Below are 13,186 nucleotides of genomic sequence, written 5' to 3'. Positions count from 1 at the left end.
GCGGAGGATTTATCTGTGGGAGCAAAGCTTGCTCGCGATAAAAACAACGCGGTCTATCTGGAACTCAAGCGCCCGCATCGCGAGCAAGCTTTGCTCCCACAGTTTTGCTTCCACAAGGACTGCAGTGTTTCAGCCCTGCACGCTCAACCCATACTCAGCCGCGGCATCCTGCAACCACAGCCACCAGTAATCGGAGAAGCTGCGGCGGATCACCAGTTCCCAAGTGTCTTCGCCCGTGTGGCGGATCACCAGTTGCGACTTGGCAAACACCGTGCCCACGGCCTTGCCCACCGGAAAGTTGTTTGGGTGAACGTCGTAGCTGGTGGATTTCATCAGCACGTCGCGCACGTTCGGGCCGGACAGTTCGAGAATCTGCTGGCCGCCGCTGACGTTAACGATCTGGATATGCAGCTCGCCCAGGGCTTCGCGCAGTTTCTTCTCGGCGGCGAATTCTTCGCCAGTGGGCACCACCAGCAGCCACTCGTCCGGGCCGAGCCATTGCAGGCTGGTTTCACCCTTGACGATGACGGTCAGCGCACCTGGCAATTCCAGGCCCAAGGCCTTGTGCACGCCGGCGGCGAACGCCGGGTCGTGACCGTCGCCACGAAGGGTCAGGTGACCCAGGAGTTTTTTCTCGCGCACGGTCACGCCGGCGTTCTTGCGGCCCTTGCCCACCCTGCTTGCGAGGTCGGCATGGTGCAGCGACGACTCGGCCTTGGCCCCGGTGGTTGGGCGTTGTTGGTACACGTTGACTGCGGTCATATGGAGCACCTGTCTTGAATGCTTGCTCGACCTGCCGGTGCGTGGCGCTGCGGGAGCAAGCCTTGCTCCCACATGCCCCCACCACAGGGCTTGAATGTTAGATGTTCTGCCGATCCCCCTTCGGATCGAAGAACACCGAAGAAACAATCTCTGCCTCGATCACGCTGCCGTCGGCCAATGGTGCGAACACGCGCTCGCCCATCCGCTTGAGGCCGCCCTTGACCACGCCCATGGCAAATGAATAACCCAGGGAGTTGTGGGCATAGCTGGAGGTCACGTGGCCAACCATGGTCATCGGGATCGCCTGCTTGGTGTTGAACACCAGTTGCGCACCTTCCGGCAGCCAGACATTCGGGTCGATCGGCTTGAGGCCCACCAGTTGCTTGCGGTCTTCACGCACGCAATCCTCGCGATTCATGCCGCGCCAGCCGATCCACGAGAACGGTTTGGTCCGGCCTACGCACCAGCCCATGTTCAGGTCGTCCGGGGTCATCGAGCTGTCAGTATCCTGACCGACGATGATGAAGCCCTTCTCGGCCCGCAACACGTGCATGGTCTCGGTGCCATACGGGGTCAGGTTGTACTTCTTGCCGGCCTCGACGATCTGCTCGAGCACGCCCATGGCGTAGTCGGCCTGCACGTTGATTTCGTACGACAGTTCACCGGTGAACGAGATCCGGAACACCCGCGCCGGCACGCCGCCCACCAGGCCTTCTTTCCAGGTCATGAACGGGAAAGCGTCCTTGTCCAGGTCGATGTCGGTGACTTCGCTCAGCAGCTTACGGCTGTTGGGGCCCGACAAGGTCATGGTCGCCCAGTGGTCGGTGACCGAGGTGAAGTACACCTTCAGGTCCGGCCATTCGGTCTGGTGATAGATCTCCAGCCATTGCAGCACGCGCGCCGCGCCGCCCGTGGTGGTGGTCATCAGGAAGTGGTTGTCCGCCAGACAGGCCGTCACGCCGTCGTCGAAGACCATGCCGTCTTCCTTGCACATCAGGCCGTAGCGGGCCTTGCCCACGTCGAGTTTGGTCCAGGCGTTGGTGTAGACGCGGTTGAGGAACTCACGGGCGTCCGGGCCCTGGATGTCGATCTTGCCCAGGGTCGAGGCGTCCAGCAGGCCAACGCTGTCGCGCACGGCCTTGCATTCGCGCTTGACCGCGGCATGCATGTCTTCGCCGTTCTTCGGGAAGTACCAAGGGCGCTTCCATTGGCCGACGTCCTCGAATTCGGCACCGTTCTTCACATGCCAGGCATGCAGTGCGGTGTAACGCACCGGCTCGAAGATGTGCCCACAGTGCCGGCCAGCCACCGCGCCGAAGGTCACCGGCGTGTAGTTCGGACGGAACATGGTGGTGCCCATCTGCGGGATGCTCACGTTCAGCGAACGGGCCGCGATGGCCAGGCCGTTGACGTTGCCCAGCTTGCCCTGGTCGGTGCCGAAGCCCAGTGCGGTGTAGCGCTTGACGTGTTCCACCGATTCGAAGCCTTCGCGGGTGGCGAGTTCGATGGCGGCGGCGGTGACGTCGTTCTGCAGGTCGACGAATTGCTTCGGCGCTCGTGCAGTGGATTTTTCGTGGGGCACCTGGAACAGCGCCAGGGTTGGCTCTTCATGACGGCTCAAAGCTTTGGGCAACACGCCCTCAACCGCTTTGAAGCCGGCTTCGCTGGCCGCGCGCACGCCGCCTTCGAAACCGTCGGCCAAGCTGTCGCCGAGGCTGTAGACGCCGTTCACACCACCGACACACACACGTTTTTGCGGTGCTTCGCCCGGTACGAAACCGAGGATGTCTTCACGCCAGATCGGCTTGCCACCCAGGTGCGAAGCCAGGTGAACCACCGGGCTGTAGCCGCCGGAGCTGGCCACCAGGTCGCAGTCCAGCCATTCGCCGGGGCTGGTGACTTTGTGGGCGCGAACGTCGATCGCGGCAACACGTGCCCCGGTGACGCGCTTGCTGCCACGGGCCTCGATCACGGCGCTGCCGGTGAGGATGCGGATGCCCTTGGCGCGGGCTTCTTCCACCAGCGCACCACGCGGATTGCTACGGGCATCGGCCACGGCCACCACTTGCAGGCCAGCGTCGAACCAGTCCAGGGCCACGCGGTAGGCGTGGTCGTTGTTGGTGCTCAGCACCAGTTTCTTGCCCGGTGCCACGCCGTAGCGACGCACGTAGGTGGACACCGCACCGGCCAGCATGTTGCCCGGCACGTCGTTGTTGCCGTAGACCAGCGGACGCTCGCAGGCGCCGGTCGCCAGGACCACGCGCTTGGCGCGAACGCGGTTGATGCGCTGGCGGACCTGGCCGATCGGTGCGCGGTCGCCGAGGTGGTCGGTGAGGCGCTCGTGGATGGTCAGGAAGTTATGGTCGTGGTAACCGTTCACCGTGGCGCGAGGCAGCAGCACCACGTCCGGCATCGATTTGAGTTCAGCCACGACAGCAGCCACCCATTCGGTCGCAGGCTTGCCGTCCAGGCTCTCGCGGGAGTCAAGCAGGCTGCCGCCAAACTCTTCCTGCTCATCGGCCAGGATGACACGCGCACCGCTGCGGGCCGCGGCCAGTGCGGCGGCCAGGCCAGCAGGGCCGGCGCCGACGATCAGCACGTCGCAGTGACGGTTCATGTAGTCGTAGGTGTCCGGATCGTTCTCGGTCGGCGAGCGACCCAGGCCTGCGGCCTTGCGGATGTACTTCTCGTAGGTCATCCAGAACGATTGCGGGTACATGAAGGTTTTGTAGTAGAAGCCCGGCGGCATCAGTTTGCCACCGACCTTGCCGAGGATGCCCATCATGTCGTTGTTCACGTTCGGCCAGCCGTTGGTGCTGGTGGCGACCAGACCTTGGTACAGCGCCTGTTGCGTGGCACGCACGTTAGGGATTTGCGTGGCTTCGGTGGCACCGATCTGCAGCACAGCGTTCGGCTCTTCGGCACCGGCGGCGTAGATGCCGCGCGGCCGGGAATACTTGAAGCTGCGGCCGATGATGTCGACACCGTTGGCCAGCAGCGCAGCGGCCAGGGAATCGCCCTCGAAGCCTTTGTAAGTCTGGCCGTTGAAGGTGAAGCTCAGCACTTTGTTGCGGTCGATCCGTCCGCCGTTGGACAGGCGATTGATCTGGCTCATACCTTCTCTCCCAGAGCCTGTGCAGCCGCTTTCGGACTGTCAGCCTTGTCGGTGAACTGCGGCTTTTGGCCGATCTTGTAGGTTTCGAGAATTTCGTAGGTCACGGTGTCACGGGTCACGTTGAAGTACTGGCGGCAACCGGCGACGTGATCCCACAGTTCATGGTGCAACCCGCGTGGGTTGTCACGGAAGAACATGTAGTCGCCCCACTGCTCGTCGGTGCAGGCATTCGGATCCAGCGGACGCGGGATATGCGCCTGGCCGGATGCATGGAATTCCTCTTCGGAGCGCAGTTCGCCGCAGTGAGGACAGAAGATGTGCAACATGGGGATTTCTCCTGTTAGTGGGCAACCGCAGCAGCGCCGTGTTCATCGATCAACGCACCGTTATGGAAACGGTCGATGGAGAAAGGTGCAGCCAATGGGTGCATTTCACCCTTGGCCAGGCTCGCGGCAAATACGTTGCCCGAGCCAGGTGTTGCCTTGAAGCCACCGGTGCCCCAACCGCAGTTGAAGAACATGTTCGGCACCGGGGTCTTGGAGATGATCGGGCAGGCGTCCGGCGTGGTGTCGACGATGCCGCCCCACTGGCGGTTCATGCGTACGCGGGAGAGCACCGGGAACATCTCGACGATGGCCTGGACCGTGTGTTCGATCACCGGGTACGAGCCGCGCTGGCCGTAGCCGTTGTAGCCGTCGATACCGGCGCCGATCACCAGGTCGCCCTTGTCGGACTGGCTGATGTAACCGTGCACGGCGTTGGACATGATCACGCTGTCGATGATTGGCTTGATCGGCTCCGACACCAGCGCTTGCAGCGGGTGGGATTCGATCGGCAGGCGGAAGCCCGCGAGCTTGGCCATGTGCCCGGAGTTACCGGCCGTCACCACGCCGACACGCTTGGCGCCGATGAAGCCCTTGTTGGTTTCCACGCCGATGCATACGCCGTTTTCCTTGCGGAAACCGATCACTTCGGTCTGCTGGATCAGGTCCACGCCCAACGCGTCCGCCGCCCGGGCAAAGCCCCAGGCCACGGCATCGTGACGGGCCACGCCGCCGCGACGCTGGACGGTGGCACCCATCACCGGGTAGCGGGTGTTCTTCGAGCAATCCAGGTACGGGATCTCGTCGGCCACTTGCTTGGCGTCGAGCAGCTCGCCGTCCACGCCGTTGAGGCGGTTGGCGCTGACACGACGCTCGGAATCACGGATGTCCTGCAGGGTGTGGCACAGGTTGTAGACGCCACGCTGGGAGAACATCACGTTGTAGTTCAGGTCCTGGGACAGGCCTTCCCACAATTTCATCGCGTGTTCGTACAGGTGGGCCGATTCGTCCCACAGGTAGTTGGAGCGCACGATGGTGGTGTTGCGCGCGGTGTTGCCGCCGCCCAACCAGCCCTTCTCGACCACGGCCACGTTGGTGATGCCGTGCTCCTTGGCCAGGTAGTAGGCGGTCGCCAGGCCATGCCCGCCACCGCCGACGATGACCACGTCATAGACCTTTTTCGGGGTCGGCGTGCGCCACATCCGCTGCCAGTTTTCGTGATGGCTGAGAGAGTGCTTGAAGAGGCCGAAGCCCGAATAGCGTTGCATAGTCATTACTCCAAAACCGACTCAGCGATAAACCGGGAAGTCCGCGCACAGGGCCGCCACTTGCTGCGCGACATTGGCCTCGACATCGGCATCGCCGAGGTTGTCGAGAATGTCGCAGATCCAGCCGGCCAGCGTGACGCACTGGGTCACCTTGAAACCGCGCGTGGTCACCGCCGGGGTGCCGATGCGCAGGCCCGAGGTCACGAACGGCGATTGCGGGTCGTTCGGCACGGCGTTCTTGTTGACGGTGATGTGGGCACGGCCCAGGGCAGCATCGGCGTCCTTGCCGGTCAGGCCCTGACGGATCAGGCTGACCAGGAACAGGTGGTTATCGGTTCCACCGGACACTACATCGTAGCCGCGCTTGATGAACACGCCAGCCATGGCCTGGGCGTTGTCGATCACTTGCTGCTGGTAAGCCTTGAAGCCTGGCTCCGCCGCTTCCTTGAAGCACACTGCCTTGCCGGCGATCACGTGCATCAGCGGGCCGCCCTGGGCGCCCGGGAATACGGCAGCGTTGAGCTTCTTCTCGATCTCTTCGTTGGCCTTGGCCAGGATCAGGCCGCCACGTGGACCGCGCAGGGTCTTGTGGGTGGTGGTGGTGACCACGTCGGCGTACGGCAGTGGATTCGGGTACAGACCGGCAGCGACCAGGCCCGCCACGTGGGCCATGTCGACGAACAACAGGGCACCGACCTTGTCGGCGATCTGGCGGAAACGTGGGAAATCCAGGGTCTTGGAGTAAGCCGAGAAACCGGCCACGATCATCTTCGGCTTGTGCTCGACCGCCAGGCGCTCGACTTCGTCGTAGTCGATCAGGCCGGTGGTGGTGTCGATGCCGTATTGCACCGCGTTGTAGAGCTTGCCCGAGGACGACACCTTGGCACCGTGGGTCAGGTGACCGCCGTGGGCCAGGCTCATGCCCAGGATGGTGTCGCCAGCCTGCAGCAGGGCCAGGTACACGGCGCTGTTGGCTGAAGAGCCGGAGTGCGGCTGGACGTTGGCGTAATCGGCACCGAACAACTGCTTGGCGCGTTCGATGGCCAGGGCTTCGACTTTGTCGACGTGCTCGCAGCCACCGTAGTAGCGCTTGCCCGGATAGCCTTCGGCGTACTTGTTGGTCAGGCCGCTGCCCTGGGCCTCCATTACGCGTTTGCTGGTGTAGTTCTCTGACGCGATCAGCTCGATGTGATCTTCCTGGCGTTGCTCTTCGGCATTCATCGCCGCCAGCAGTGCATCATCGTAGCCTTGGATTTGGTCTTGCTTGCTGAACATCGCGTCTCTCCCAGCGGCGGCGGTGCGCCTTTCGTCTCGGTGAGGCACGGACCGTTCGGTCGTGCCCTTTGGATGCGATGGTATGGCTGGCGCAGGCAGGTCAAATGCCTATGGACGCCACGCAAAGGTGCGTTTACGACATGGGATCAAAGAGTCGCAGAGCAAGGCCTGCGCGATAGCACTGTGGGAGCAAAGCTTGCTCGCGATCCAGGCGCCTCGGTCCATGGGAGAGCGCGGCGCTTTCATCGCGGGCAAGCCTTGCTCCCACTGGCTTTGCTCCCAAAATGCTGCTCCCATAGGATTAGGCGACGATCTGGCGAACCACGAGCAAGACCAGGAAATGCGCGGGATAAAGGCCATAGGCCCAACGCCGCATCGCCGGTGGATGAAAACGACCAGCCTGTCGCAAAAGCATCAGCCCAAGCCATGGCGCGATCAGGCAAGCCACCAACCCGCCGATCGCCACCGCATCCCCCAGCCATGCCGCGCCATACAACACCCGCCATTGGTTGGCCGCCACGCACACCAACCCCGGCAACCACGCGAAATACCAGGGCCGACGAAACACCAGCAGCATCGCCAGCGGCAGCAGCACGCCGAAGAACCCGAACATCAGCCGCGACGAAAACAGCGCCGCCATAAGCAGCGCCCCCGCGGCCAGGCTGCGCGCCTCCAGGGACGATGCCTGCCAGCCGCGCGCCACCAGCAAGCCCAGGACCAGGGTCGGCATGACATTCAAAGTGGCCGGGGCAGGAAAGAACAGTCGATAGGCTATTTCGCTCACGGCACTGAACAACAGCAACCAACCCAGGTAGCGCCAGGGGGCTGCACTGGCGCCGTTTCGCGCCAGGTTCGCCGCCATCGCCAGACAGAACCAGGGGAACGCCAACCGTCCTGGCACATAGAGCCAATCGACGGAAAAACCAACATATCGAAGATGATCGAGGACCATCGACAAAAGAGCCAGCCACTTGAGCAGGTCCAGCGCACCGTCGCGCCGGTTCATGTGCAAAACGGCTCGATGACTTTGATACTTTCCGACAGAAACATCCGGTGTGTTCCCCCGCTAATCTTGGGTAAAGTGCGCACGAGTATCGACCACGGCGCTGTGGACCCAAACACGCCGAAAACCAAGGAACGCCCCACCCGGGCATTCCACCAGGGATCTCTTTACCCAGGACTCTCTATTCAAGGAGCAAGGCCATGACCGACAAGAGTCAACAGTTTGCCAGCGACAATTATTCCGGCATTTGCCCCGAAGCCTGGGCGGCCATGGAAGAAGCCAACCAGGGTCACCAACGCGCCTACGGCGACGACGAGTGGACCCACCGCGCGGCGGACGATTTCCGGGCCTTGTTCGAAACCGACTGCGAAGTGTTCTTCGCGTTCAACGGCACGGCGGCCAACTCTTTGGCGTTGTCCTCACTGTGCCAGAGTTACCACAGCGTGATCTGCTCGGAAACCGCCCACGTCGAAACCGACGAATGCGGCGCCCCGGAATTCTTTTCCAATGGTTCCAAGCTGCTGGTGGCGCGCACCGAAAACGGCAAACTGACCCCCGAGTCGATCCGTGAGATCGCCCTCAAGCGCCAGGACATCCACTACCCCAAGCCCCGGGTCGTGACCCTGACCCAGGCCACGGAAGTCGGCAGCGTCTACACCCCGGAAGAAATCCGCGCCATCAGCGTCACCTGCAAGGAACTGGGGCTGAACCTGCACATGGACGGCGCGCGGTTTTCCAACGCTTGCGCCTTCCTCGGCTGCTCCCCGGCCGACCTGACCTGGAAGGCCGGCGTGGACGTGCTGTGCTTCGGCGGCACGAAAAACGGCATGGCGGTGGGTGAGGCGATCCTGTTCTTCAACCATGACCTGGCCGAAGACTTCGACTATCGCTGCAAACAGGCCGGGCAACTGGCCTCGAAGATGCGTTTTCTCTCCGCGCCCTGGGTCGGCTTGCTGCAAAACCAGGCCTGGCTCAAGCACGCCCGCCACGCCAACCACTGCGCCCAATTGCTGGCAGAGCTGGTCAGCGACATTCCCGGCGTGGAATTGATGTTCCCGGTCCAGGCCAACGGCGTGTTCCTGCAACTCTCGGAGCCGGCCATCGCCGCGCTGACCGCCAAGGGCTGGCGTTTCTACACCTTCATTGGCAAAGGCGGCGCACGGTTCATGTGTTCGTGGGATACCGAAGAAGTGCGGGTGCGGGAATTGGCGGCGGATATTCGGGAAGTGATGAGCGCCTGAAGCAACGACCGATATCTTGTAGGAGCTGTCGAGCGGAGCGAGGCTGCGATCTTTCCAAGCCAGATTAAATCTCAAGCGAAAGATCAAAAGATCGCAGCCTCGCTTCGCTCGACAGCTCCTACAGAGCCGAGCGGGAGCAAGCGCCCTCGCCACAGGGGGCTCACTGCAGCATCAGAACTCGATCCGCACATCCCCCTTCGGCACGCTGCAGCACGACAGGATGTAGCCCTCGGCCTCGTCGTCCTCGGTGATCCCGCCGTTGTGGTCCATCTCCACTTCCCCGCCCAGCTTCAGCACCTTGCAGGTGCCGCAAATGCCCATGCCGCAAGCCTTGGGGATCATCATGCCAAGCTTGGCGGCGGCGGCGTGGACGGTCTCTCCCGGACCCACGCGAATACTCTTGCCGGAGGCGGTGAACTCCACCAGATGCAGGTCCGCCATATCGACTTCCGGGGCGTCGGCAGCCTGTTCGGCCTGTTCCACCGCGTCGGCGCGGGCTTCCGGTGGCGTGGCGCCGAAGGATTCCTCGTGGTAACGCGTCATGTCGAAGCCAGCGGCTTCCAGCAGGCGCTTGACCGCGTTCATGTATGGCGTCGGGCCACAGCAAAACACTTCGCGCTCCAGGAAGTCCGGCGCCATCAACTCCAGCATCTTGTGGTTCAAATAGCCGCGATACCCGGCCCAGGGCTCGCCCAGCCCGTGTCTTTCGCAGATCAGGTGCAGGTTGAAGTTATCGATCCGCGACGCCATGTGCTCAAGCTCGCGGTGATAGATGATGTCCTTGGGCGAGCGGGCGCTGTGGATAAACACCATGTCGACGTTGGCATTAGTGTCGTAGTACCAGCGCGCCATGGACATCACCGGCGTGATGCCGACGCCGCCGCTGAGGTAAAGCACCTTCGGGTTCGAGAAGTCGATGGCATTGAACAGGCCAACCGGCCCGTGTACCGCCAGTTCCTGGCCTTCATGCAGGGTGTCGTGCAGCCAGTTGGACACCTTGCCCCCCGGTACGCGCTTGATGGTTACCGAAAAACTGTAGGGCACCGACGGCGAGCTGGAGATGGTGTAGGACCGCATGATCGGCTGACCTTCGATTTCCAGCTCCAGGGTCACGAACTGCCCCGGCTTGAAAAAGAACAGGATCGGCTGATCAGCCATGAAACAAAAGGTGCGCACATCCCAGGTTTCCTGGATGACTTTGACGCAACGGACAATGTGACGACCATTGGCCCAGGTCTGGGTGGTTACCGGGTTCAGGAAGCTGTTGGACATGCTGATCTCCACGGCCGACTGTCGGCCTCTTATGAGGCGATTCTGCGTATAGCGCGAACCGCCCATTTACCTATCTGCGACATTCACATGCTTACCGCGACCAGCCCCCAACGGCCGGACCTTGCGCGTCGGGAACAGATTGGGCCATGTCGCCCATGGATAAGGTTCGCCCCCTGCGCGGCCCCACACTCGCCCCCAACAGACAAATAATATTTTCTGCCTTGCGTAGCACATATGATCAGCCACTTTCGCCGGCCACGTAGAGGGCCATGAGGATAAAACGATGGACGTCACCGCAACCCTGAGCCTGGGCGATCCGCTGGAACCCGCACGCAAGGCCACCGCGCAAATGCTGCAGGAACGCGAGCGCACTTTCTCGCTGCCGCAGCCGTTCTACTCCGATGAGCGCCTGTTTGATATCGACATGCAGGAAATCTTCCAGAAGGAATGGTTGATCGCCGGCATGACCTGCGAAATTCCGACCAAGGGCAACTACCTGACCCTGCAGGTTGGCAAGAACCCGATCATCGTGATTCGCGGCGCCGATGGCGTGGTGCATGCGTTCCACAACGTCTGCCGTCACCGTGGCTCGCGGCTGTGCACCAGCGAAAAGGGCAAGGTCGCCAAGCTGGTCTGCCATTACCACCAGTGGACCTATGAGCTGGACGGTCGTCTATTGTTCGCCGGCACCGAAATGGGCGCCGATTTCGACATGAACCAGTACGGCTTGAAGCCAGTAAACGTGAAGACCGCTGGTGGCTACATCTTCATCAGCCTGGCGGAGAACCCGCCGGCCATCGATGACTTCCTGTCGACCCTGACCCATTACATGGAACCCTACGACATGGAAAACACCAAGGTGGCGGTGCAAACCACCTTGATGGAGAAAGCCAACTGGAAACTGGTACTGGAAAACAACCGTGAGTGCTACCACTGCGGCGGCGCGCACCCGGAACTGCTCAAGACCCTGCTGGAATGGGACGACGTCACCGACCCACGCGCCGACCAGGCGTTCAAGGACCACGTGGCTGCCTCCGCCGCTGCCTGGGACGCCGAGAAGATCCCTTACGCCCACGCCAGTTTCGGCCTGCGCAACCGCATCGTGCGCATGCCGCTGCTCAAGGGCACCGTGTCGATGACCATGGACGGCAAGCAAGGCTGCGCCAAGCTGATGGGCCGCATCAAGAACCCGGACCTGGGCTCGATGCGCATCCTGCACCTGCCGCACTCGTGGAACCACTGCATGGGCGACCACATCATCGTGTTCACCGTGTGGCCGATCAGCGCCCAGGAAACCATGGTCACCACCAAGTGGCTGGTGCATAAGGATGCAGTCGAAGGCGTGGACTATGACGTGGCGCGCATGCGCCAGGTCTGGGACGCCACCAACGACCAGGACCGTCGCCTGGCCGAAGAAAACCAGCGCGGCATCAACTCCACCGCCTACCAGCCAGGCCCGTACTCCAAGACCTATGAGTTCGGCGTGGTGAACTTCGTGGATTGGTACAGCGAGCGCATGCTCAACAACCTGGGGGCCGAACCGGCACCGTACCTCAAGGGCGTTCCGGTCCAGGGCTAAGTCAGAAGCATCGCGAGCAAGCTCGCTCCCACAGGTTTTGTGAACGACACAAAACCCCTGTGGGAGCGAGCTTGCTCGCGATAGCGGTCTAAGATTCACCGGCTACTTGGAAGACCACCGCACACTGCCATCCTCCCCATAAAACGTCTCGACAATCTCCTCCCCCTTCAGCCGCACCTTCACATACCCGTTCAACACCCGTTGCGGATACGCCTCGTCCCCTGCCAACTGGGTCTCCGACCACAGCACCCGGGCATGCCCATTCAATTCGCTGGTGGTGCCGTAGGGGATCGCCCCGTGCCCGGCGCAGCGCGCATGCAATCCGCCTTGCGGCGCGTAGCAGATGCCGTTGTGCAGATGCCCCCAATACCAGTAGTCCGGTTCTCGCCCCAAGGCATCGCACACCGGTTGGTAGAGCGCGGTCTTGTTGTGCCCGGAAATGTCGAAGCCCTGGTGATGACTGAGCACCATGAGTTTCTTGCGCTTGGGCAGGGTCTTCATCCACTCGATCTGCTGGGTGTTGAGGGTGCCGTCCATGTACAGGTTCATGGCGTCCGAGGCGTAGGCGCTGTCCAGGCCCACCACCAGCCAGTCGTCGTTGTACAAGGCAAAGTAACTGGTGCCTTGCTGCACCGGGAAACGCTTGGACAGTTCCTTGAAATAGCCGTGGGCGCCGCTGTACATCTCGTGGTTGGAATTGAGGGTGAACGCGCCATGCTTGCCCTGGGGCCAGCCGACCATGTCGACGTCTTCCTGGGAATGGGTGCCGGCGTAATACACGTCACCCAGATGGATGGTGAAATCGGCCAGGGCCAGCTGCATCTGGTTGGCCACCGCCACGGCCGGGGCGTGACTGTCGAACGGCCCGGTGCCCCAGTCGCCAGCAATGGCCAGCACCACGTCGTTGTCCATTTTCACCAGCGCCGGGTTGGTGGCGAACGGCGCATGGTGGCGCAGGTTTTCGATCCACTTGAGCAGCGCCTCGCTCCACAACAGGTCCAGCAGTTCCCATTTGCGGCAGCCGAGCAAGGTGCCGTCCTTGAGCACCCGGGTCGGCAACTCGTCCTCGCTTTGCGGCAAGGGCGTGGCGTTGCCGATCTTGAGGATCGACAAGCCGTGGGACAACTCCCAGGGTACGGCAGGTTCGTCGTCCGGCAGTTCGCCATGTTCGATGACATGCCGCGCCTGGTCGTGGCCTCGCTGCAATAATTTGACGATGGCCTGGAATTCCTCGGGCTCCAAGTCGTTGACCAGTTTTTTCCAGGACATCTCCAGCCGCGTGACCAACCCGTGCAGGCGGACCTTGACCTTGTCGAACTCATGTTCCCAATGATGCAGTAATGACATG

10 protein-coding genes are annotated in these 13,186 nt (G+C 62.1%); 2 read left to right on the top strand and 8 right to left on the bottom strand.

Annotation, left to right across the window (positions count from 1 at the left end; translation table 11 throughout):
• Positions 1–129: 129 nt before the first annotated feature.
• The 6 genes from AC09SL_RS20845 to AC09SL_RS20820 all read right to left on the bottom strand — a co-directional run bounded on the left by AC09SL_RS20845 (position 130) and on the right by AC09SL_RS20820 (position 7,749).
• Positions 130–762: a sarcosine oxidase subunit gamma gene (locus AC09SL_RS20845; protein WP_058543383.1), complete on the bottom strand. Its 633-nt coding sequence runs from the start codon at positions 760–762 to the stop codon at positions 130–132.
• A 97-nt stretch (positions 763–859) separates the two neighbouring features.
• The gene (locus AC09SL_RS20840; protein WP_058543382.1) at positions 860–3,877 is read right to left on the bottom strand and encodes a sarcosine oxidase subunit alpha; all 3,018 of its coding nucleotides are present in this window, start codon (positions 3,875–3,877) and stop codon (positions 860–862) included.
• Entirely contained in the window at positions 3,874–4,203 is a 330-nt protein-coding gene (locus AC09SL_RS20835; protein ID WP_003206305.1) for a sarcosine oxidase subunit delta, read from the bottom strand. Before AC09SL_RS20835 ends, AC09SL_RS20840 begins: the two co-directional genes overlap by 4 nt.
• A 14-nt stretch (positions 4,204–4,217) precedes the next feature.
• Positions 4,218–5,468, bottom strand: a complete 1,251-nt coding sequence (locus AC09SL_RS20830) for a sarcosine oxidase subunit beta (protein ID WP_008057117.1) — start codon at positions 5,466–5,468, stop codon at positions 4,218–4,220.
• A 21-nt stretch (positions 5,469–5,489) separates the two neighbouring features.
• Entirely contained in the window at positions 5,490–6,743 is a 1,254-nt protein-coding gene (gene glyA / locus AC09SL_RS20825; protein WP_003206308.1) for a serine hydroxymethyltransferase, read from the bottom strand.
• A gap of 301 nt (positions 6,744–7,044) precedes the next feature.
• Positions 7,045–7,749: a TraX family protein gene (locus tag AC09SL_RS20820; RefSeq protein ID WP_081264434.1), complete on the bottom strand. Its 705-nt coding sequence runs from the start codon at positions 7,747–7,749 to the stop codon at positions 7,045–7,047.
• 197 nt (positions 7,750–7,946) lie between these two features.
• Between AC09SL_RS20820 and AC09SL_RS20815 the strand changes: the two genes are divergently transcribed.
• Complete coding sequence (locus tag AC09SL_RS20815) at positions 7,947–8,987, top strand: threonine aldolase family protein (RefSeq protein ID WP_058543380.1); 1,041 nt, start codon at positions 7,947–7,949, stop codon at positions 8,985–8,987.
• A 171-nt stretch (positions 8,988–9,158) separates the two neighbouring features.
• On the opposite strand, the gene gbcB is transcribed toward AC09SL_RS20815, so the two are convergent.
• The gene (gene gbcB, locus AC09SL_RS20810) at positions 9,159–10,259 is read right to left on the bottom strand and encodes a glycine-betaine demethylase subunit GbcB (protein WP_058543379.1); all 1,101 of its coding nucleotides are present in this window, start codon (positions 10,257–10,259) and stop codon (positions 9,159–9,161) included.
• Positions 10,260–10,542: 283 nt separating this feature from the next.
• Here gbcB and gbcA point away from each other — a divergent pair, with 283 nt between their 5' ends.
• Positions 10,543–11,838 (top strand): glycine-betaine demethylase subunit GbcA, encoded by a 1,296-nt coding sequence (gbcA, locus tag AC09SL_RS20805; RefSeq protein WP_064106876.1) that lies wholly within the window; start codon positions 10,543–10,545, stop codon positions 11,836–11,838.
• Between the two features lie 102 nt (positions 11,839–11,940).
• Here gbcA and AC09SL_RS20800 read toward each other — a convergent pair whose 3' ends face one another.
• Complete coding sequence (locus AC09SL_RS20800) at positions 11,941–13,185, bottom strand: metallophosphoesterase (RefSeq protein ID WP_058543659.1); 1,245 nt, start codon at positions 13,183–13,185, stop codon at positions 11,941–11,943.
• Between the last annotated feature and the right edge of the window lies 1 nt (position 13,186).

The sequence above is a fragment of the Pseudomonas sp. PF05 genome (genome assembly GCF_056521845.1).
Note: the sequence above shows the minus strand (reverse complement) of the source record. Positions and strands in the feature narration are given on the sequence as shown.

Coding starts and splice junctions, on each gene's coding strand:
- AC09SL_RS20845 (WP_058543383.1), bottom strand. CDS start 762: ATGACCGCAGTCAACGTGTACCAACAACGCCCAACCACCGGGGCCAAG.
- AC09SL_RS20840 (WP_058543382.1), bottom strand. CDS start 3,877: ATGAGCCAGATCAATCGCCTGTCCAACGGCGGACGGATCGACCGCAAC.
- AC09SL_RS20835 (WP_003206305.1), bottom strand. CDS start 4,203: ATGTTGCACATCTTCTGTCCTCACTGCGGCGAACTGCGCTCCGAAGAG.
- AC09SL_RS20830 (WP_008057117.1), bottom strand. CDS start 5,468: ATGCAACGCTATTCGGGCTTCGGCCTCTTCAAGCACTCTCTCAGCCAT.
- glyA (WP_003206308.1), bottom strand. CDS start 6,743: ATGTTCAGCAAGCAAGACCAAATCCAAGGCTACGATGATGCACTGCTG.
- AC09SL_RS20820 (WP_081264434.1), bottom strand. CDS start 7,749: ATGAACCGGCGCGACGGTGCGCTGGACCTGCTCAAGTGGCTGGCTCTT.
- AC09SL_RS20815 (WP_058543380.1), top strand. CDS start 7,947: ATGACCGACAAGAGTCAACAGTTTGCCAGCGACAATTATTCCGGCATT.
- gbcB (WP_058543379.1), bottom strand. CDS start 10,259: ATGTCCAACAGCTTCCTGAACCCGGTAACCACCCAGACCTGGGCCAAT.
- gbcA (WP_064106876.1), top strand. CDS start 10,543: ATGGACGTCACCGCAACCCTGAGCCTGGGCGATCCGCTGGAACCCGCA.
- AC09SL_RS20800 (WP_058543659.1), bottom strand. CDS start 13,185: ATGTCATTACTGCATCATTGGGAACATGAGTTCGACAAGGTCAAGGTC.